At 48.2% G+C, this 21230-nt stretch carries 12 protein-coding genes; 1 reads left to right on the top strand and 11 read right to left on the bottom strand.

All coding sequences use genetic code 11. The annotated features are described in order from the left end of the window. Positions 1-110: 110 nt before the first annotated feature. The 4 genes from L0659_RS04495 to L0659_RS04480 are packed head-to-tail and all read right to left on the bottom strand — an operon-like array spanning position 111 to position 9275. Positions 111-3275, bottom strand: coding sequence for a GH92 family glycosyl hydrolase (locus tag L0659_RS04495; RefSeq protein ID WP_235124469.1), 3165 nt, complete (start codon positions 3273-3275; stop codon positions 111-113). Between the two features lie 16 nt (positions 3276-3291). Next, on the bottom strand, positions 3292-5451 hold the full coding sequence (locus L0659_RS04490) for an FN3 associated domain-containing protein (protein WP_235124468.1): 2160 nt from the start codon (positions 5449-5451) through the stop codon (positions 3292-3294). 26 nt (positions 5452-5477) lie between these two features. After that, entirely contained in the window at positions 5478-6938 is a 1461-nt protein-coding gene (locus tag L0659_RS04485; RefSeq protein ID WP_235124466.1) for a DUF1501 domain-containing protein, read from the bottom strand. A 15-nt stretch (positions 6939-6953) separates the two neighbouring features. Next, positions 6954-9275, bottom strand: coding sequence for a PSD1 and planctomycete cytochrome C domain-containing protein (locus tag L0659_RS04480; RefSeq protein ID WP_409018696.1), 2322 nt, complete (start codon positions 9273-9275; stop codon positions 6954-6956). Here L0659_RS04480 and L0659_RS04475 point away from each other — a divergent pair. After that, on the top strand, positions 9245-9544 hold the full coding sequence (locus L0659_RS04475; protein WP_235124465.1) for a hypothetical protein: 300 nt from the start codon (positions 9245-9247) through the stop codon (positions 9542-9544). The two genes, L0659_RS04480 and L0659_RS04475, sit on opposite strands and share 31 nt — an antisense overlap. Positions 9545-9566: 22 nt before the next feature. Here L0659_RS04475 and L0659_RS04470 read toward each other — a convergent pair whose 3' ends face one another. The 7 genes from L0659_RS04470 to L0659_RS04440 all read right to left on the bottom strand — a co-directional run bounded on the left by L0659_RS04470 (position 9567) and on the right by L0659_RS04440 (position 21058). Next, positions 9567-11432 (bottom strand): RagB/SusD family nutrient uptake outer membrane protein, encoded by a 1866-nt coding sequence (locus L0659_RS04470; protein WP_235124464.1) that lies wholly within the window; start codon positions 11430-11432, stop codon positions 9567-9569. Positions 11433-11446: 14 nt separating this feature from the next. Continuing rightward, the gene (locus L0659_RS04465; RefSeq protein ID WP_235124463.1) at positions 11447-14599 is read right to left on the bottom strand and encodes a TonB-dependent receptor; all 3153 of its coding nucleotides are present in this window, start codon (positions 14597-14599) and stop codon (positions 11447-11449) included. A 326-nt stretch (positions 14600-14925) separates the two neighbouring features. After that, the gene (locus L0659_RS04460) at positions 14926-15657 is read right to left on the bottom strand and encodes a GntR family transcriptional regulator (protein ID WP_235124462.1); all 732 of its coding nucleotides are present in this window, start codon (positions 15655-15657) and stop codon (positions 14926-14928) included. Positions 15658-15723: 66 nt separating this feature from the next. Further along, positions 15724-17475 carry a class I mannose-6-phosphate isomerase gene (locus L0659_RS04455; protein ID WP_235124461.1) on the bottom strand — a complete coding sequence of 584 codons (1752 nt, stop codon included), beginning with the start codon at positions 17473-17475 and terminating at the stop codon, positions 15724-15726. Continuing rightward, positions 17456-18430, bottom strand: a complete 975-nt coding sequence (locus L0659_RS04450; protein ID WP_235124460.1) for an ROK family protein — start codon at positions 18428-18430, stop codon at positions 17456-17458. Before L0659_RS04450 ends, L0659_RS04455 begins: the two co-directional genes overlap by 20 nt. A 28-nt stretch (positions 18431-18458) precedes the next feature. Continuing rightward, positions 18459-19829: a sugar porter family MFS transporter gene (locus L0659_RS04445; protein WP_235124459.1), complete on the bottom strand. Its 1371-nt coding sequence runs from the start codon at positions 19827-19829 to the stop codon at positions 18459-18461. 2 nt (positions 19830-19831) lie between these two features. After that, positions 19832-21058: a DUF4185 domain-containing protein gene (locus L0659_RS04440; RefSeq protein WP_235124458.1), complete on the bottom strand. Its 1227-nt coding sequence runs from the start codon at positions 21056-21058 to the stop codon at positions 19832-19834. Positions 21059-21230: the final 172 nt, after the last annotated feature.

Below are 21230 nucleotides of genomic sequence, written 5' to 3'. Positions count from 1 at the left end.
CATCATGCACTTTGATTGCCTTACAAAGACAAATGCACAGTGGTCATTCCTTATAGCAGATTCTGGCAGGTTACATTTACGTAAGCCTATTGAGGTATATCAACCTCATCTTAATCGGCCACCGGAAGCATGCCTGTGCCCCAGTTCATATTAGGCTCAGGGCCCATTTCCAACACCAGCGAGCCGCCTTTCAGTAACTCGGAGGCTTTAAACCAGAAGTTGGTCAATGGTTTGCCATTCAGCAAGGCGCTTTGAACGTAAACATTCTTCCGGGATGTATTTTTGGCTTCGATGGTAAAAGTTTTGCCCCGGCCAAACTGCCCGCCCAGGTCAATCACCGATTTTTCAAACATTGGACTTCCGATTTCATAAATCGGCTCTACGCGCGTTCCGCCGTCTGTCTGAAAAAGGCCGAGCGTACTCATGACAAACCATGCACTCATCTGCCCCTGGTCCTCATCCCCCAGATAGGCATTTGAAACTTCATGCCCGTAATACCGGTCCACAACCGAGCGGCTCCATTTTTGTGTTAACCACGGTTTTTTAACCCAGTTGAAAAGAAATGCAAAATGCATCGACTGCTGATTTCCCTGGACTACGGGATAGTCCCAATACTGATCATTAGGGCCGTTATACCGCCATTTGACGCTTTCATTAAAACCCCAGTCAAGCCGTTTTACAAACTCATTTTCGCCGATTGTCTTGGCAAGGCCGGCAACATCCTGCGGCACAAAAAATGTAAGCTGCCAGGCATTTCCCTCCACATAGTGATGGTTGGCGCCCGATTTAAACGGATCAAAATCAGCCAGCCAGTTGCCTTTGGCATCTTTCATGCGTGCAAAGCCTGTTTTAGGGTCAATGACATTCTTCCACCATTTTCCTCTTTCGGCAAATTTCTGGTAATCTTCTTTTTTGTTTAATGCTTTGGCAAACTGGGAGACAGTGTAGTCATCGAAACTATATTCCAAGGAATTGGAAAACCGGCCTTCGTCATAAGGAACATACTGGTGTTTCAGATAGGTTGTCAGATCTTCATTGCCGGCGCGTCCCCCGCCCACAGCCTCAGCGGTCGTGGTCTGCATTTTGTGCACCGCTTCGTATGCTTTGCTGACATCATAGTCGCGGATGCCCATTTGATATGCACCCACGATCAGGGGAACTTCATGCTCTGCCACCATTACGGGAATGTACTCCATACCCGCGGGTCCCTTTGCGAGCCAGCCGCCGCGCTCGTACATGGCCAGTTGGGACTTCACCCAACGGTTGGACCATTCGGGCGTGACCAGGTTCCAGAACTGGTTCAGGTTCCAGAAAGTATTCCAGAAAGCGTCGCAGCCCAGGGCCACGTCGTCTTTATTTTGAAATTTGTTAACCACCTCGTCGGCATCCCGCCAACTTCCATCCACATCACTGAAAGCGTTCCTGCTGGCCAGTGACCGGTACATATTGGTATAAAAGCGCTCTTTTTCGCGCCTATCATTGGTTTTTATAGCCACGCGGCCAAGCAGCTCATTCCAAACCGTTTCCTGGTTGTTTCTTACTTTATCAAAATCCCAGCCGAATGGATCTGAAATTTCCGTTTTAAGATTTAACCCCGCATTTTCAACGCTTACATAAGAGATCCCGGTTCTTACCTGCACTACGTGATTCGTTTTTGTATCAAATTCAAAAAACAGCCCGGCGTTTTTAGCACTGTCTGCCAGCAGGTTAGTCTGCTGTTTGATTTGATCATTGAGCCATATGCCGTGATTTTTTATAGGCTGGTCGAATTCAATGACAAAATGCACTTTATACTGCTGGTCAATGCCGCCAGACCATACATCATTGGAAAGTTGGTCACTAAACCCTTCAATGCGGTTTGGGCTTACTTTGTCAACTTTGATTTTTTTTAATTTGTAACCGTACTCGGTCGGGATCTGCAAGTCGACCATTATGCGGCCGGTTTCGCTGCTGTTGTATGTATATTTCTGGAAAGACGCGCGCGTTGTGGCCGTTAATTCGGCAGTAATGTTGTTGTCTGTCAGATTGACCTTATAGTAACCCAAAGGCGCTTCTTCCGAATGCTTATCCATGCGCGAACGGTAACCTTCGTCCGGCTTGTTTTGGTCACCCATCTTAATTTCCAATGGACCGGCGGTAGGAAAAATGCCAAGACCCGTCATGGTCCATTCATGAATGTGACTGAATGTGCCTATGGATTCAAAAGTAGGATCATATCCCGCTTGCCAGCCATTATTCTGGTTATCAGGACTCAGCTTAACCATGCTAAATGGCATCCATGGGCCGGGGGCTATCATCCAGCGGGAGTGACCTGCGCCCAGCATTGTGTTGACATAGCCTGCAGGCGTTTGCAGCTTCTGCTTGCTTCGCTCGACTTTCCCTGAACTGATGAGCTGTTTGTCTGCAAAAACTTCAAATTTTGCCGATCCGGGCTGGGTAACGGCGGGCATAGGCGCTTCAAGCATGTAGCGGTCTTGTTCAATTTTTTGACTCAAAATCGATTTTCCTTCGAGCTTAACTTCGATTAACGGCTCGCCTTCAAGCTGGGTAATGTCAATTAGCAAAGGCTGAATTTGCTTTCCTTCGAGACTTAATTCATAATCGGCAGCACGCACATTTCTGAGCAATGCTTTCCCGGGGGGCGCTAATATTGCCTGTGAAGGGCCATCAAGTCTGAGCTGATCAAACGCAAGCCAGCCGCCTTGCAGGGTCGTCATTACAATTTCGTTAACTCCGGTTTTGATGAGCTCCGAGGGAATCTGGATTTTAACCAGCTGTTCTTTTGCATTAGCCTGAAATTTGCCTGGATCTTTATAAGAAGAGCCTTTCGCCAGCTGAAAACCCCAGGATTGACCATTGATCAACACCTTTAAAAAAGGCGCGGAAACCGAATCAGTTTCTAAAATGTCTACCATAAGCTCCCATTTCCCTGAGGCCGGCTTGCTTTTGATGTCAAACAATACAGTCAGAAAATGCGATCTGATCCCGGACGTGCCGCCCGTTCCGCCCCAGCCATTAACCGGCCCCGGCAGCACATAAGGCCAGTCTTTTTGCGCACTGGATTGCCCGATCAGAAAGAAATTATCTTCATAACCAAAATCCTTTTCCAGAAATCGTTTAAACTGATCGGGCGCCAGGGCTAAACCCGCAGCAGAATTATCAGCCTCTCCTATCTTCCAAATCGTTTTTTGCTGCCCGTAAGTCTGGTGAAAACCAAAAAGCATCAGTAAGGAAAACAGCTTTAATAAAGAACGGATACCGACCTGTTTGAACATGGAGATTTGATTTACTTTAATTAACAAACACCTCATCGACAAATACCCACGCCTTATTGCCTTTGTTGGAATGCCAGGCTGGCAGCTTAGGCAAATGCTTGGCAACCACTTTAATACAGCTTAATTGCTGCTGCTCGAAGGCGGCTTCATATAGGACCGTTTCTACGCCGGGAATATCTTTGGCTGGCACCTGAGGCGTAAGAACTTTGAGCAGTTTAAGTGAGCCCTCATCAGCACCTCCCCACACCTCTATACGCGTAGGAGGAAAAATAGAGCCGTTCAGATTCCTGAGCATGCTCAGCGTAACGCGGCTTGCCTGCACGGGCTTTTTAAAGAACAGATAACCCTGAAAGTCTTCATTGTAGCCCAGCCATTTTCCGCTGTTTTGTTCATCTTCACTTTTTACGCCATCAATGAGAGTCGCCCCTGCCTTGCCTGCATAGCGCCGGTCGGCCGGTTTGGCTAACCTGACACTGTCTATTTTCATGCTCGCCTTCAAGAACAGTCTGCCGACAGTCTTGCTGCCATACCATCCCTCTTTGTAAGCCCTGGCTTTTAGAAGCGTATTTTTTTCCAGCGAAATGGGCTTTTTGTAAACCAGCGACTGCGTACTGTCGGGCTCTGAGCCGTCCAATGTATAGCGGATAATGGTCTGGGCAATCTGATGTTTGAGTGAAACCAAGCCATCAGCTGCAAGAATCTGGCTTTCATTGACAATAGTGGGCGGAGATAGGGGCAAAATGACGGTGTCGCTTCTAAAACCTGTTTCAAAAGCTATTTTCTGCCCTTTTCTTAATGAAGCCAGCTCGTTTGTATTCAGGCCGGTGCTCCAAATGAAGACTTTTTTCAACGAAGGAAATGTTTCCAGCGACTGTACGTGCGTCATTTTCACGGCTGTTCCGCTCAGCGAAAGTTCTCGGAGCTTTTCCAGCTTTTTCAGCTCACCCAGCGTAGCGCCGGTAATGTCTGTGAAGTTCAGGATGAGCTTGCGCAGTTCGGGAAACTGTGTAAGGGTTTTAATATCCGCATCTTTCAATGGCATTTTACTTAAATCCATTGAAACAATCTGATCCTTTAAGGGCATCAACCCTTCGATTTCCTCGCTTTTGAAATTTGCGCTGTTATAAAAATTCACATACAATGCCGGAGATTCGGCCGAGAGCGATTTGATAAGCCGGTAAGTGGAATTCAGTTTTTTGACCTCGTCGGGGTCTGCTGCGCTGAAATCATACTGCTCCTCGGTGCGGTCGCCCCCTAATGTATTCTGGGCATAAGCATATATGGCATTCTGACTTGATAATGTGCTGACCTTCTGATCAAAGCGGGATCCAGCCTTTACCCACGCAGCCAGCAAAACCACCTCTTCTTCGGTAAGCTGAACCTTGCCGCGCGGCGGCATGTGTTTTTTGTCATCCAATGGTAAATGCAGCCTGCTGATCAGCAAACCCAGGTCGGCTTTGGTCGTATCCCAAAGCGCCCCGCTTTTGCCTCCTTTCACCAGCAATGCCTGCGTCTGCATTTGCAGGTTTCCTTTTGATTTTTCCTCATTATGGCAGGAAAGACATTTTTGCTCCAAGACGGGCTTTACCAAGTGCTCAAAAACCTCTGCCTGCTCAAATGTGACTTTGGGACGCTCGTCTTCGGAGGGGCCAAGGGGTGAGATTAAAAAATCCTCTCCATGGGTTAAGTTTCCACCCAGATGTCCTCCCACAAACAAGACCAGCAAAAACACGCCGGCAACCATTTTTGAAACCAATTTCCAGGGCATCAGATGCTGCCGGAAACCATACCAGGCAATGCTCATCAGTGAAATAGCAACGCCTAACCATTTGTGCCACTGCAATGTGGCCGACTCGTATCCATCTTCCCGCGACAAAACAAAACCGGAAAATGCAGCAATTGCCGCAGTAAAGGCGCCAATAACCAGTAATGTATCTGCAATCTCGCCATTCCAGCGGGTCGACTCTGGCTTTTCAATGGCCACTACCCAAATGCTGTATAGAATGAGGACTACCAAGGGAAAGTGCAGCACCAAGGGGTGCATCCGGCCTGCCGCCTGCATCCAGAACGGAACCAGAAAGCGGCTTTCGAAGATCAAAAGAAAAATCAGTAACCCATTCAGAAAAAGGGCTGTGTTAAAAAGCAGCCCTTTCCAATCTGATAAATATCGACGCATTTGTATTTATTTTTGCCACGGATGCACTAAGCAATAATCCCTTTCACCAGCTTGCCGGCAACATCCGTCAGGCGGTAACGGCGACCCTGATGTTTATAAACCAGTTTTTCATGATCCAGTCCCAGCTGGTTGAGAATTGTTGCGTGAAAATCGTGAACGTGAACCGGGTCTTTGGCGATGTTGTAGCCAAATTCATCCGTCTCTCCATACACGATGCCGGGCTTGACGCCGCCGCCTGCCATCCACACCGTGAATGCCCTGGGGTGATGGTCGCGCCCGTAATTGTCTTTGGTTAATGTTCCCTGGCAATAGTTGGTACGGCCAAATTCACCTCCCCAGATCACCAGCGTTTCATCCAATAGCCCGCGCTGTTTCAGATCTGTGATCAATGCCGCAGAAGCCTGATCCACATCCATACACTGGCCCTTGATTTCATTTGGCAGCCCGCCATGACTATCCCAGCCTTGGTGATAGAGCTGCACAAAACGTACGCCCTGCTCGGAAAGTTTTCGCGCCAAAAGGCAATTGGCAGCATATGTTCCGGGCACCAGGCATTCCGGGCCGTACATTTTCACAATGGATTCGGGCTCCTTGCTCATGTCGGTAATCTGCGGAACGGCAGTCTGCATCCGGAAAGCCATTTCGTACTGCTGGACTTTGGCCGTAATTTCCGGATCACCAAATTCATTATACGTCCCCTGGTTAAGCTCAGAAAGCTTATCGAGCATATTGCGGCGCTGGGTCCTGTCCATGCCGTCGGGATCATTCAGATATAAAACCGGATTTTCACCACTGCTGAACTGGACGCCCTGATGCACCGAATCCAAAAAACCATTCGTCCAAAGTTTGGAATAAACACCTTGCCCATTTCCTTTGCCCCGCGAGAGCAGCACGCAGAAGCCGGGAAGGTTCTGATTTTCACTGCCCAGGCCATAGCTCAGCCAGGAACCAAAGCTCGGGCGGTTGCCTACCTGGGCGCCTGTTTGGAAGAATGTAAGGGCCGGATCATGGTTAATGGCCTCTGTATTTAATGTTTTGATAATGCAAAGATCGTCGACAATGCCAGACATATGGGGCAGCAGCTCGCTCATCCAGGCACCAGATTTGCCGTATTGTTTAAAATTAAAAACAGAGCCCGCCAGCGGAAACTTTGCCTGATTGGCCGTCATACCCGTCAGTCGCTGCGTGCCGCGTATGGATTCGGGAAGGTCCTGCCCGTGCATTTTGTTGAGCATGGGCTTATAGTCAAACAGATCGAGCTGCGAGGGCGCTCCGTTCTGAAAGAGGTAAATCACGCGTTTGGCTTTGGGTGCAAAGTGCGGAAGCCCGGCCATGATCGCATCTGTATTGGCTTCGCCGCCTCCGCCTTTAAAAAGATCGGGAATCAGAAGCGAGCCCAAAGCAGCACCGCCGAGTCCCAGACTCATTTTGGACAAAAAGTGCCTGCGGGTTGTATTTATTCCGTAATCAAAAACTTGTTTTTCCATGATCCTGAGCTGTTATCAGCCTTTTGTAATGGTTTCTTCCATGTTATACAGCGTGTTGATCACCCGCATCAGGGCGGCCGCCTGTACTTCATTTACTTTTTCATTTCTCGGGTATTCGCCCACATTCAATACTTTGAAAGCATGCTTTTTATCCTTTGCAAACATGGAAGCTTCACTGTTATAGTATTCTGTCAGCAGCTTTATTTCCTTATCCGTGGGCTGTCGGCACACGATCCTTTGAAACGATTCCTTAATGTTGGTTTCAATGTTGGTGGACTGGGCAGTCAGTTTCTCTGCCAGAACCCGGGATGCTTCCAGCACGGTAGGATCATTGAGCATGACCAGCGCCTGCAAAGGCGTATTGGTTTTGGAACGTTTGATCTCACAATGGTCGCGGTTGCTGGCATCGAAAATAATCATCGATGGCGGCGGGACGGTCAGCTTAATGAATGTGTACATGCCTCGTCGGTATAATGCTTCATTCTTATCCTGCTGGTATGTTTTCAATGTGCCCCTGCCGGAGGTTGCCGCTTCCCACAATCCTTTCGGCTGGTAAGGTTTTACGCTGGGCCCTCCCACTTTTGATACTAATAATCCACTGGTAGAGAGCACCATATCCCTGACAAGTTCGGCGGGAAGCCGGTAACGTGGTCCGCGGGATAAATAAATATTATCAGGATCCGCTTTCAGCTTTTGCTCAGTAATCTTAGCCGACTGCCGGTAAGTGGCCGATGTCACAATCTGCTTCACAAGTCTTTTAATATCCCAGCCATGGTCCATAAAATCGACGGCGAGCCAATCCAGCAGCGCAGGATTCGTGGGCAGATCTCCCTGCATACCAAAATCGCCAGTACTTTTTACAATGCCCCTGCCGATAAATTCCTGCCATACCTGGTTTACAAACACGCGCGCGGTAAGTGGGTTGCTTCTGCTGGTGGTCCATTTGGCAAGGCCCAGCCTGTTCTGGGGAAGCCCGTTTGTGTCAAATTTCATGACCGCAGGCAGCCCTGATGCCGTAACCACACGGCCGGGCGCATCATATACACCCCTGTTTAATATGTGCGTGGGCCTGAGCGTATCGCGGTCGCCCATCACCGAAACCATCAGTAGGCTCGTATCGGGCCTGTTAATAAATGTCAGTAAGGATTTTGCCTCTTCATCCGAAATACGCAGGATCGGATTCTTGGCAGTTTTTGTTTGTGAGATATCCCCTTCAAAACCAAGCTCTTTTGAGTTATTGAAAAAGGCGAAAAGGCGGTAATAATCTTCCTGGGAAATCGGGTCGTACTTATGATCATGGCACTGGGCGCATTCAACGGTGAGTCCCAGAACGCCCGTGCTGTATGTTTTTATTTTATCAATGTTATACTCGATGCGGTATTCTTCCGGAATTACGCCGCCCTCTTCGGTATATTTATGGTTTCGGAAAAATGCGGTGGCCAAAATCTGCTCTTTGCTGGCATTAGGCAGCATGTCTCCGGCGATCTGCCAGGTCAGAAACTGGTCATAGCGCATATTTTTGTTGAATGCACTGATCAGCCAGTCCCGCCAGGGCCACTGCGTGCGGACTTCATCGTCCTGGTAACCGTAAGAATCAGCATACCGCGCTACATCCAGCCAGTAGATCGCCATTTTTTCGCCATAAGCCTTCTGTTTTAGCAGCTCATCCACGACTTTATCATAGGCATTTTCTGATGCGTCAGCAGCGAACCTTTTTTGAAGATCAAGCGACGGCGGCAGGCCCGTCAGATCCAGCGAAACTCTTTTCAGCAGGTGGCTCTTGTCTGCCTCATCGTTGGGCGCAAGCCCTGCCGCTTCCATTTTTTGAAAAACAAAATAGTCTATTTCATTCTTAGGCCATTCTTTATCTGAAACCTGGGGGAGAGCAGGCAAAACCGGCGCTGTGAATGCCCAGTGTTTTTCATATTTGGCACCTTGCTCGATCCATTTTCGGACGAGCCCGATTTCAGTTTCATTCAGCAGGCCAAGGTGTGATTCCGGCGTGGGCATCTGATAGGCCGGGTCCACTGAGGTGATCCTTTTATAAACCTCCGACTGCTCGGGCTTGCCCGGAAAAATCGCCACCCCTTTTCCATCTTTCAGTTTGGCGTAGGCATTTTCGGCCACATCGAGCCTGAGTCCGGCCTCACGTTTGTTGGCATCCGGTCCATGGCACGCGTAGCATTTGTCGGATAGGATCGGACGAATGTCAAAATTGTAGCTCACTTGCCCTGCACCGGCCCCTTTTTGTAAAGTATTATTTTTTTGAAAACAGGAGACGACCAGAAAAAAGGCAACGCTACATAATGTCAAGAAAAGGAAAAGTTTTTTTTTCATATTCAAAACAGCACCCGAAAAGCCTGTTGTTACATACTATGTTTGTACAAACTACTTTACTAACGCTACTTAATCAGCACAATATTGCTTTAAGCCAACTAAATAAATACAAAGTTAAATTATTTGCTGGTAAACCAATGATAATAAACAGACTTTGTATGTACAAAGTAACCGTTACAGCACTAGGTTGTACTTATCAGCACCATGCCCGTAAAAAATCAATGGCGGAGCATTGCCCGCCACTGATTGAAAGTACATTTACTGATTGATCTAACCTAACCAAAAGCTGTATCAATAACCTGGATTTTGTTTGAGCGCCCCGTTGCTTTTTCTAATCTCCGTGTTTGGGATCGGGAAAAGGTAATAGTAATCCCCTTTCCACGGTTTTCTGACCTCTGCTTCGGGAATGACGCCGTAGGTGTAAGTCAGCTTGCCCAGGGCATCGCCGGGTTTGGCCCCGGTCCAGTCCATGGTTACTTTTGTAAGCCCGCGAACGGCAATGTCCACATTACCCGGCGCTGCTTTCCAGCGCATCAAGTCAAAAAAGCGCGAATCCTCCAAATGAAGCTCAATGGCCCTTTCATTCCGGTAATCCCTGACAAGGGCCGCCCCGGTGCTTTTGATATCAGGCATGTTGACAGAAGACCTTTTACGGACCTTGTTAATGTATTCCCGCGCCATAGCCTCATTGCCCAATGCCATTTGAATTTCGGCATAGTTCAAATAAAATTCGGTTAAGCGCATAAAAACGATCACCTGGTTATAGTCATTATCGAAGCTGGCGCGCGGTCCTGCAAAATCGTCTGTCTTTTTAAATGTATAACCCGTCTGCACCCGCCAGTGGAACGGGGTAAGTCCTTTTACCCAGTAGGTTTTTGAATCCCTGCCAAAATCAAAAAGGTTCTGCCCGTTTTTGGGATCCACCTTATTGGGGTTAATGTAGGGTGCCGCATTGTCGGGATTTGGATTGGCATCTTCCCAATATTCATAGTTGCGGACTGTGCTTTTTGATCCGTCGATGATGTTCAGCGGACCTGCACCGGGATAGATCACCGCGTCATAGAAGCGTGGGTCGCGGTTTTTCTCAGGCTTTTGCGGGTCATATCCCGATGCGGCATTTACGGTAACACCATCTGCCAGATAAGGATATTCACCATTTTTGAGCTGGAACATATTTACAAAATTCTGGGTCGGGACCAGCCGCTGCTGGGCATCAAAGCCACTTGGCCAGTAATCATAATTGTAACCCCAGCCGGGTATCCTGGTTGCAGGCGTAAATGATTTGCCAAAGATCGTTTCGTCGGTTTTCAATGGCTTTTTGAAAAGCTCGGCATACTGCGGATGCAGGGTGAAGCCAAGGTCCAGTACGGCTTTGGTGGCCGCTTCGGCCGCTTTCCATTTAGCCAGGTCCTTGGTTGGGTTGTTGAGCGGGCTGGCCAGATACAGCAGCACCCTTGCCTTGAATGCCAGCGCTGCGGCTTTGCTGATTTTTCCTGTATTCACCGGCTGTCCATCCAAAAATCCAATGGCAAGATCCGCTTCACTCAGGATAAACTGGGCGCATTCCTCAAAGGTATTTCTGGGAACATCAAAGCTCTCTGAATTCAGCTGATAGCTGTTTGTAATGATGGGCACACCGCCAAATGTCCGCATCAGCTCAAAATACATCCAGGCGCGCAGAAAATGCACTTCACCCTTCATTGGCCCTAGCTTGTCTTCGCCTATGGCCGAGCTTTCTATATTTTCGAAAAACACATTGGCCTTCCTGATAAAACCATATTCATAGTCCCATAGCGGAATGGGCACGGGCTGTTCCTTGGCAACCGACAGCAGGTCATTGACATTATCGGCAGTCAGGTTTCCTTCCAGGTAATTGCGGATGCCGGCCGAGCGCTCGTGGGTTTCGGGCTGGTTGACAGCAATGTCGGTAAGGGCGTCAAACCCGCCGGTCCCTGGCGCCCAGGGCGGCTTAATGCCGTTATAAATGTTGTAAACGTAATTTTGTAAAAATACAGCATCATTAAATACCGCTTCGTCAGATATGGCATCCAGTGGCTTTTTGTCCAGTACATTACAGGAGGTCGCCGTGGCAATGATGCCGATAAATGAGATGCTCAGCGCCCTTTTTAACAATCTATTTTGGATTAAATATTTCATAGGTCGTTCTCTGATTAAAAAGTAAGATTAACTCCGAAGCTCATCGTTTTCATGTTGGGATAAGCACTGCCATTCCCGCTGAGGAATTCGGGATCACCATTACCATATTTTTTAAGGGAATTGAATAACATAAAGATGTTGTCGCCCGAAACGTACACCCTGAATGCTGCGATCTTTACTTTTGATAGCAGGCTCTTAGGAAGCGTGTAGCCCAGCTGAACATTCTTCATACGCATCCACGTGGCAGTGCGGTAATAAAAGTCGCTGTCTGAATTGGCAAAGCCTGTCGGCGAGATCATTGGAAGCTCCGCGTTTACATTGGCCAGCGTGTAGCTGTTGAGGGCCACGTACTCCAAACCATTCCCACCCGCGCCGGAGTTAAATGCATTGCTCAGTCGGAACTTCGCACCGCTTTGTCCCTGCAAAAGCATCGCCAGGTCAAAATTCTTGTAATTCATCCCGATACTGACCCCGTACTGCGTGCTTGGAAAGACAGTAGTAACATTATTATCGTCCGTATTGTAGGTCGAGTTGAACATATACTGGTCATTGCTGTCGATGATCTTGTCACCATTCAGATCGGCGAAGATCAATCCGCCCAATGATGCCCCCGGATAGTTCACATTATTATCCAGATCCTGCTGGGTCCGGTAAATTCCGATGGATTTGTACACCAGCCGCGATCCGAAAGGCTGCCCTTCCAGCTTCTGATATTCTTCTGCCTGCGGCGTTTCATCAAAATAAACGATCTTGTTTTGGTTGAAAGAATAATTTGCGTTGACCCGCACGGTAAGGTCAGAGAAATTGTGCCGGTAACCTGCTTGAAGCTCGATGCCCTGGCTGTTCATTTTACCAATGTTTTCATCGGGCAAAATCAGCCCGGTATAACTCGGAATGGAAGCCTGTCTTCTTCCCAGAATGTTTGAAGTTTTATTCTGGAACAAATCCAGCTCGAAGGTGAGCCGGTTATTAAGAAATGCTGCTTCCAGACCAATATCCGTTTTTTCGCTCACTTCCCAGGTAATGTTGGGATTAGGCGTTGATTGCACGGCGATACCGCGTGCATCCACGCCGTTGACAACCCATCCATCCGTATACCCGTAAGCGGCAATGTATTGGAAAGGATCCACGCGGTCGTTACCCAGTTTTCCCCAGGAAGCTCTCAGTTTTAGCGTGCTAAGCACATTTTTTGGAATAAATGCCTCGTTGCTGATCACCCAGCCTGCTGACACCTGCGGGAAAAAGCCGAATCGTTTGTCCTTTGGAAAAATAGGTGAACCATCATAGCGCGCGCTGAAACCGAAAAGATATTTTTGCTTAAAATCATAGCTTAACCGTCCAAAGAAATTCTGGCGGGCCGATTCTGTGGCGGATCCACTGTTGTTCCAGTTCAGACGGTTTGTTGTCCCTGCAAAAAGCTGGTCGATCAACGGGGAATCATAACCCAGGCGCTGGGCCCAGAAAGTGTTGTCGTCATAGCTCATTTGCTCGTAGGCAACGAAGGCGGCTATTTTATGGTCTTGGGCAAATGTCCGGTTATAATTAAGCTTTATATTTCCCGTGGTGCGCAGGCTCTGTCTGAAATCTTCCCTGAGGCCGATATCTTCAACCGATCTGGATTGTTTTTCAACAATGTTGCCATCGGGGTCTTTTTCAAAGTAAGGCCATATGTAGTTGAATTGCTTGTCGTAGCCAACGGATTTAACAATAGACAAATAACCATCCAGGCTGACGCCTTCCAGAAAAGACATATTATACTTGAAGCGGACTGTTCCGCTGGCCACATCGGCTTTGTATTTGCGGTAACCAGGACTCCTTAATCGCGCGGCAGGGTTCAGGTGAGACCATCCTTCTCCGGGGTAACGGTAATCTCCTCCAATGTAGGCTTCCTGCAAAGGACTGGTGGTTGCCAGCGAACCCACTTCCCCACCCGGGCCGCCCTGAGGCGTTTGCGTTGACTTTTCGCGGATCGACAAATCCAGTCCTACTTCCAGGTCTTTGGTTACAGTCACATCCACATTGCTTCTGACATTATATTGTCTGAGCTTGGATTTATTGTCGCCACGAAGGATCCCGCCTTGTGTAGCCGTACCCAGGGACACGAAATACCGCACCTTATCGGTTCCCCCGCGCATGGTCAGCGAGTATCTGGTTTGCCTTACCGGCGGGCCGATCAACGCTTTCCACCAGTCTTCGGGCCTTCTTGTTCCGTTTCTGAATGACTCTACCAAAGCATCCGGAAAGTCTGCAGGTGTTCCTTCGAGCGCCCTGCGGTCATTGAGCGCCTGCATATACTGGAATGCATCGGCTGATTTTACCTTCATCGTGGGCGATTGCCAGGACTGCGTTGTTGAGAAATCAAATGCAGGTTTGCCCGTCACACCTCTTTTGGTGGTTACCAGGATTACCCCGCCCGCCGACTGCGCGCCGTAAATGGCCGCCGAAGCATCTTTAAGCACTGAAATGGATTCTATATCATTGGGATCAAGCCTGTTCAAACCGTCGGGGTCCGCATTGGCAACCCCGTCAATTACAACCAAAGCCGATGTGTTACGATACGTGCTTGCCCCCCTAACCAGGATCTGGGCATCATCAAAACCAGGCGCAGCACTTCTTTGGGTAACGTACACGCCTGCCATTCTTCCTGCCAGTGAGTTCGATAGCGATGCTGCGCTGGATTTTTTGATCTCTGCGCCTGTTGTTTGCACAACAGCATTGGTCAGCTCGGATCTTTTCTGGGTTCCGTAACCAACTACCACCACATCACTCAGCTCCTGGGAAGAAACCTCCATTTTCATGTCGAGAACGGCCTGTGATCCCGCCTTCAATTCTTTGGTAATGTAGCCAATGTAGGAAAAGACCAGCACGCTGTTGGCATCTTTTACCTGAATAGAATATTTTCCCTCGGCATCCGAAACCACCCCATTGGTCGTTCCTTTTTCCAGCACGTTTACGCCTGGTATGCCCGCATTGTTTTCATCCGAAACAGTTCCTGTAATGGTTTGTTCGGCCGCATTGCGGGCTGCTTTTGCGTTTTTAACAGAGCCCGGCGCCCCGTGCAGCGGAATGCTTGCCTGCACGGCAGATGCCAGAAAGATTCCCAGCGCAAGCCCCAAATAGGTGCCCATCGATCTGCGCCCTTTTTTTGCAAGTAGTTTTGGTTTCATAAAAAGCAGTTAGTGGTTAAATGGCTTTTTTCCCACGAAGTGAGGATTTAGGATTAATCAGTACACAAAGCACTCTATCTCAATACATTTTACATATGTACAAACATATAAACATAATTCGGAAAAACAAGGAGTGCTAATATATTTTAATGAAATAATGACATTTTAACTTAAAGCGGAAGATTTGGAGATCCTTAATGGGCCTAGAAACAGTGATCTATGAAAATAGCTAGGCATAGCATTACAACTGAGGCTATAAACGCCAGCGAACAGTCAGCCAAACGTCTGACTATATACGCAACAAATATGCAGATTTGAGATGAAATTTATTCCCGAACGCTCTCAACAGTGTATACGAAACTGTCGGCGCGGTAATAACCCAGGTTATATTCAAAGGGCCTGTCTCCCTGGTCATAGACAAAGCGTTTTCTAAAAAGGATGGGGCTGCCTACTTCCACTTCCAGCTTGGCGGCAATAAATTTGTCGGCGGCTATGGCCCCGACTTCTTCCTTGGAAAGTGTGGCTACAACCAAATGGTCTTTTTCCAAAATGTCATAAAGCGGCCGCTTGAAATCCTCCTCACCCGATAGGCCAACCCTGGGATGGAAATAGGAAATGAAGTAAACGAATGGACCTTCCACTTTGCCTCTGAGCCGTTCGAGTTTGAGGATCTTTTTTGAAGGGTCAATGTCAAAAAAATTAGCCGTTTTCTCATCGGGCGTCACCCAGGTAACGTGCAGCTCGAAATTTTTGACATTGATCCCCCGGGCATTCATTTCCTGTGTAAAACTAAGCCAGTTCTTTGATTTTGAACTGATAACGGGCTCTGCTACTTTGGTCCCTATTCCCTTTTTTCTGATCAATAAACCCTCATACACCAATTTGTTCAACGCCTGACGAAGCGTGGATCTGGATATAGCCAGCTGCTTGGCCAGCTCCACTTCGTTAGGAAGGAATTTACCATTTAAATGCTCGGGATCATTGATCATCGTCCGCAGCAGGTTTTCTGCCTGAATGTGTAATGGAACCGGGCTTTTATGATCTATGCTAAATTTCATGGTCGACAAATTGAGTAGAGAATCACAAAAATAGCAAATTCGGATGCCTTTCAAGCACCCGACCTGCTAAGTTCTGATGTATGCTTTCAGCGTTGCGCATCGGGTTCCGGCCGCCTCCCCTGCCGGTGTGATGGTATAAGACGGCACATCGGCGGGAACAATAAATGTTTCAGCATAATAGATTACATAAGGCTCAAACAATTTGTCAGGACTTTCCACCATCACCTGGCGGCCTTCCACCAGATTGACAACATTCAGTGTTCCGTTTGTGTAATGGGTTACTTTTGAATCAAACCAATGCCTTCTGGTTTCGATAAACTGCGTTTCGTGCAAGCCCGTGGATTCTTCCTGCACATGCCCATTGAGGGAAATGTTGGTAATATTGTTAAACAAATGCTGCTTTACCCAATCCTCATCACGGCCGTAATCGATCACGTTTTTTCCATGCTCAATGTTGATTGGCCGGGGCTTGCCATCCATGCCAAGCCGCCCCCAATCCCATAATTTGAATGTAAAAATGTAGGGCGTGGCTGAAATTTCCAGAACCACTGCGTTTTTGCCAGAGCAGTGAATCGTTCCGGCAGGGATCAGAATGTGATCATGCTTTTTAACAGGCAGCTTGTTGACATATTTTTCTGCGTCAAAATCTGTCATTTCCCTTTGCGCCTTTTCCAGATCAGCAATCATGGCCTCAGCATTCACCCCTTTGTGCGTACCGAGATATACGCATGCATCGTCCTGGGCTTCAAGGAAGTAGTAGCTTTCGTCCTGCGTGTAGCTCATCCCGAAATGCTCCTGAATGTAGGCTCTGGTCGGATGGACCTGCAAGCTGAGATTACCGCCCTGCATGGTGTCCAAAAAATCAAACCGGATCGGAAATTCTGCACCGAACTCATCAAAAACTGCCTGTCCGAGCAGCTGCTTTGGCCTGGTCAGCACTAGGTTGATCGAAGGAAGCTCAAAAATATGCTCACCTACTTTAAATAGCAGACTATTCTCTTCGGGAACGCAGTCAAAACCCCAGGCATAATTGATTTCATCGCGGTCCAGGTCAGCGACTTCTTTCAGCCACTGCCCGCCCCAGGGCCCCGGATCAAAGAACGGCACGACGCGGAACGGGCGCTTAACAGTTTGATCCAGACCTTTCCGGTAAATTTCGGCTCCGAGCATTTTAGGCTCGTCAGCGATATTGGCATCAATGAAATAATCGATCTGGTCAAAAAAAGCGAGCTTATGCCGGTCAAAAACGCGCCAATCCAGAAAGTAGCCCTGTTTGTATTTCAATGCAAAACCCTCATCCAGGTTGCTGACGCCAAAATTACCTACCTGACCGCGTTTCATTCTTTTCTGGATCTCCCAGCGGGCCAGGTCTGCATATATTAAAATGTCCGCCTCAGCAAAAAGGGCCGCCCCTTCCCCTAAGACCACCACGATCCCTGACTCGATGGCCTGGATTTGTTCCCTGTGCTGGTTTAGCTTTGCTGCATCAAAAAAATCAGTGATTTCAAGACTGCTGATCTTACCAAAGATCTGGTCGTCCGTGACGAACGGAAACACCATTTGCTGAATCTGATCGCTATCCTTTAGGGACGCATTTGTCTGGATTACTGCCGCTGGTAACAGATGCGATTTAACCGTATCCAGCATTTTTGCTGCGTCCACACCGTGATAAAGGTCTATGCAAATGATGGTTTTGCTTTGGCCTTTAAAGTCGGCAAGGCGTTTTATTTCAAGCAAAATGTGCTGCCAGCCTGTAAAACACAGCGCTGAGGATTTACTAATTTCTACGTATGGAAACTTATCGTAATTCGAATGCATTGTCAGTATTTTTTTGTTTCAATAATTCATATACCCCCAATATCCCGGCATGCTCTGGCTGCGCGGCCACAACCATGTCCACATCGGCAGAGCTGATCCAGGAATGTTTGTCGAGCATTTCTTTGATATAGGGTAAAATAATGTGGCTGCTTTTGATAATGCCCCCGCCAAAAATGACCTTGTCCGGATCATAGGCGTGAACCAGGTTAATGACGCATAGTCCCCACACTTTCAGGCAGCGCTCCTGTAATTTAATGGCCAGCGCATCGCCGTTGCCGGCAAGCTCAAAAAGGTTTTTAAAATCAATGATATCCACTGCCGACAGCCTGCTTGTGACAAATTCGGGCGATTCTTTTGCAATTTGGGTCAGTGCCCACGTCGAGCTTTCACTTTCCACGCAGCCAATATTGCCGCAGTTACAGATACTTCCCTCGAAATTGATGGTCGAATGTCCGCCCAGGTTGCCACCCACAAAATTTTTCCCCCGCAGCGGCGCGCCATTAACCAGCACGCCCGTTCCCACCCCTGTCCCCAGGGTTACCAGCACCAGATCTTGGCATTCTGCGCCTGCCCCATGTTTCCACTCGCCTATCAGCGCTGCCCTGGCATCGTTTTCAACGGCAATGGCAACGCCGAAATTCTCTTTTGCCCACGCGTTCAGATCCACATTTTCGGCGCCGGGATATTTTACATATTTAGATAAAATCCTGCCCGTGTGAAAATTAACAATGCCCGGAAAAGCAAAGCCGATCCCTATCAGCCGGTATGCCCCTTGCGAGAGCAAGTTGTTCATTTCGAGTGCAATATCAGCAAGTCTTTGCGCAAAGGTGCGCTCGGAGGCCGCTTCAATATTGGCATCTGCGATAATGTTTCCCTGGAAAACGAGCCCTAATTTGATGCGGGTCCCGCCAAAATCAACGCCTATAAAAATATCTTTCATTTCAAGTTCTGCCATGGCTTTTGCTCTGCCTGGATTTGGTTTCTTACCAGCTTCTTTCGATTTCTTCCAGGGTCCTGTTTTTGGTTTCAGGTATTTTTTTAATGGTAAATATCCAGATGATCACCGCATTCACCATGAAAATCCAGAATGTAGTTGCCCCGCCGAAGGTTCCCAGAAAATAGGGTGTGAGCTGCGTAATGGCCACTACCCCGATCCATAATACCAACGTGGCCAGCGACATGGCAATCCCCCTGATCTTGGTTGGGAATATCTCAGACATCAGCACCCAGGGAATCGGCCCGAGCGAGACAGCAAAGCTGGCAATGTAGCCCAGTATAAATATCAGCACCCAGGGACCTTTGTCGATATGAAAATGAAAGCAGATCCCTGTTGCAAACAGGCAAATGATCATCCCGGCCACTCCCCAGATCAAAAGGCTGCGCCTGCCAGCCCGGTCGATGAGCCAGATAGCCACCAATGTAAAAAGCATATTAACAACGCCGATAATGATGGTCTGCGTAAAGGCCGATTCGGCGCCAAAACCAATGCTCTTGAAAATTTCAGGCGCGTAGTAAATCACTGCATTAATGCCGGTAATCTGCGAGAACAGCGCCAGCACGACGCCTATTAAAAGCGGCTTGCGAAGCTTTTGGTCCATTAAATCGCTCAACCTGCCTTTTTCGTCCCGAAGGCTTTCAGAGATTTCGCTGAAAATTTGCCGGGAAACAGCTTCGCCATTGATCTTATCGAGAATCTTTTTAGCCGCCTGGTCCTTTCCCTGAGCGGCCAGCCAGCGCGGGCTTTCAGGCACAAAAAACAACAGAATAAAAAACACCACCGCAGGAATTACTTCCGAGCCCAACATGTAACGCCAGCCGTATTCAATATTCCATGCTTCATCGCCAGCTTGGCTTATTTTCAAATTGATCACATATATAATGTTGATTCCCAGCACAATAGCGAGCTGGTACAATGTCACAAGCCGGCCCCGCAGGCGTGAAGGGGCGATCTCAGAGATATACATCGGGCAAAGCATGGAAGCAGCGCCTACCCCGATGCCGCCAAGCATCCGCATGATAATGAAGCTGGTAAGATCATTTACGACCGCTGAGCCGTAGGCGGGCAATGCAAAAAGGACCGCCGTTCCGATCAGAACTGCCTTGCGCCCGTAACGATCGCTGAGGTAACCGGCCGACATGGCTCCCAGCACGCAGCCCCAGATCGCGCTGCTGGCTGCCCAGCCAACCATGAGAGGGGACAAATTAAATTTAACTTGAAGGTAACCGATGGCCCCGGCGATCACTGCCGTATCGTAGCCAAAAAGAAAGCCCCCGAATGCTGCGACGCTGGTAATGAGAATGATGTAAGGCAGGCGGTTTTTAGCGGGCTCTGTATTGATCTCTTCGGTCATCATACTCAATGGTTTGTTTGGGAAGATTGTTGGCTGAACTTAACCCTGACAAACCGCGGGCGATACAGGTTAGGTTTTTTTGTGATGATCTCGAAAAATTTGAAACTGTTCACATTATAAGAGATCAGCAGCTCGCCCGGAGCCGAGAGTGCCGGATGCACTTTGGCATTATAAGTAAACAGATCCGGGTCCTGAATGTCATTGGTGGTTTTATAAAGCACGATCCTGGGACCAAACGGGCCCACGGGCGTAGGTCCTACCTGCATACAAATTTCGGGAAAGATGCTTCCCAGCTGATAAACCAGCGCGTATTTACCTTTCGAAAGCCTGCTTACGCTCATCTCATTGGAAACCGAATCGCTCAATGCCTTCACAGCCTTTACATCTTTTGACCAGCCCTGCCCGTTCCAAAACTCCCAATCGTTAAACGAGGCGACCTGACCGGGCTTCACCCTAGCCGAAACCAGCTGCTTACTTTTGCCTTTTATACCATAAACATATACAAAACCATCAGGCTCTGCCTCACCGGCCGATTCGCTGTTGTTGAACACCCCGGCCCCAAACGAAATTGTCTCTGCGCCGCTTTTGTAATCATTGAATGGAAGCGGCATTTGCTGCTGGTCAGTGTAAGGAAAAGGGCTGCCAGCTGGCACGCGAATGAGCACATTACCCGTTTCTTTGAATGGAAAGGGTGATTTGTCATGCGTATTGGTGATTTGATAGGCGAAAATAAAAACATCCTTACCCGCATCGCGATTGGCAAAACCATCGCCCAGCCAAAAATAGGTATCCTTGTCTGGCTTGTTTGTCTTAGGACTAAAAATGGCTCTATAAGTCCCGTTGTCGCTGGCCATTTTAAACGCCATCTTCGAGGGATCGGGCGCTTTACCTGTCAGTAGCGACACCGAATTGTTGATCATGACAAAGCCCGGCAGCAATGAATCCCCTTTTATTTTACCAACCATTGTATCACTAAACAAAAACAGCAGGCTGTCGTTTTTCTCAGAATCTTTGCCTGATAGTGGAATGGCAAAAATGCCGTCACCACCAAACCAACCCGATTTTCTAAGAAACATGTTGGTCCATGCCGTATCGGGCTCAGCCGTAAATTCCTTTTCATTGATCTGGGTTACCTCCTCCTGCTGCTTGCCTGAGGAAGCGTCCCCGCCACAGGAGCACAGCGCCGTCAGCAGTAACAGCATGCTATAAGTAAACAAGGGTTGCAATTTCATTTGCCGCTGTGATATTGTAAGGGTTCGATGTATGTTCGTATGTATGAACATTTAAATGTATAGAAAATATGGTAAAACAAAAATAGTTTAGGTAAATTTTGCCTGAATCTGTAAGCTGCATGTTGACACATTGAAAAATACAAATAAAAGATCATAAGTTTATAAAATACAT

It is taken from the genome of Dyadobacter sp. CY347, from assembly GCF_021502655.1.
In the GTDB taxonomy this organism is placed as follows: domain Bacteria; phylum Bacteroidota; class Bacteroidia; order Cytophagales; family Spirosomataceae; genus Dyadobacter.
This window is presented reverse-complemented; position numbering and strand designations above follow the sequence as displayed.

Bases quoted from the DNA above. Each gene is read 5' to 3' on its own strand.
- L0659_RS04470 (WP_235124464.1), bottom strand. From the start codon at position 11,432: ATGAAATATTTAATCCAAAATAGATTGTTAAAAAGGGCGCTGAGCATC.
- L0659_RS04445 (WP_235124459.1), bottom strand. From the start codon at position 19,829: ATGATGACCGAAGAGATCAATACAGAGCCCGCTAAAAACCGCCTGCCT.
- L0659_RS04450 (WP_235124460.1), bottom strand. From the start codon at position 18,430: ATGGCAGAACTTGAAATGAAAGATATTTTTATAGGCGTTGATTTTGGC.
- L0659_RS04485 (WP_235124466.1), bottom strand. From the start codon at position 6,938: ATGGAAAAACAAGTTTTTGATTACGGAATAAATACAACCCGCAGGCAC.
- L0659_RS04475 (WP_235124465.1), top strand. From the start codon at position 9,245: ATGTCAAGAAAAGGAAAAGTTTTTTTTTCATATTCAAAACAGCACCCG.
- L0659_RS04495 (WP_235124469.1), bottom strand. From the start codon at position 3,275: ATGTTCAAACAGGTCGGTATCCGTTCTTTATTAAAGCTGTTTTCCTTA.
- L0659_RS04490 (WP_235124468.1), bottom strand. From the start codon at position 5,451: ATGCGTCGATATTTATCAGATTGGAAAGGGCTGCTTTTTAACACAGCC.
- L0659_RS04440 (WP_235124458.1), bottom strand. From the start codon at position 21,058: ATGAAATTGCAACCCTTGTTTACTTATAGCATGCTGTTACTGCTGACG.
- L0659_RS04465 (WP_235124463.1), bottom strand. From the start codon at position 14,599: ATGAAACCAAAACTACTTGCAAAAAAAGGGCGCAGATCGATGGGCACC.
- L0659_RS04460 (WP_235124462.1), bottom strand. From the start codon at position 15,657: ATGAAATTTAGCATAGATCATAAAAGCCCGGTTCCATTACACATTCAG.
- L0659_RS04455 (WP_235124461.1), bottom strand. From the start codon at position 17,475: ATGCATTCGAATTACGATAAGTTTCCATACGTAGAAATTAGTAAATCC.
- L0659_RS04480 (WP_409018696.1), bottom strand. From the start codon at position 9,275: ATGAAAAAAAAACTTTTCCTTTTCTTGACATTATGTAGCGTTGCCTTT.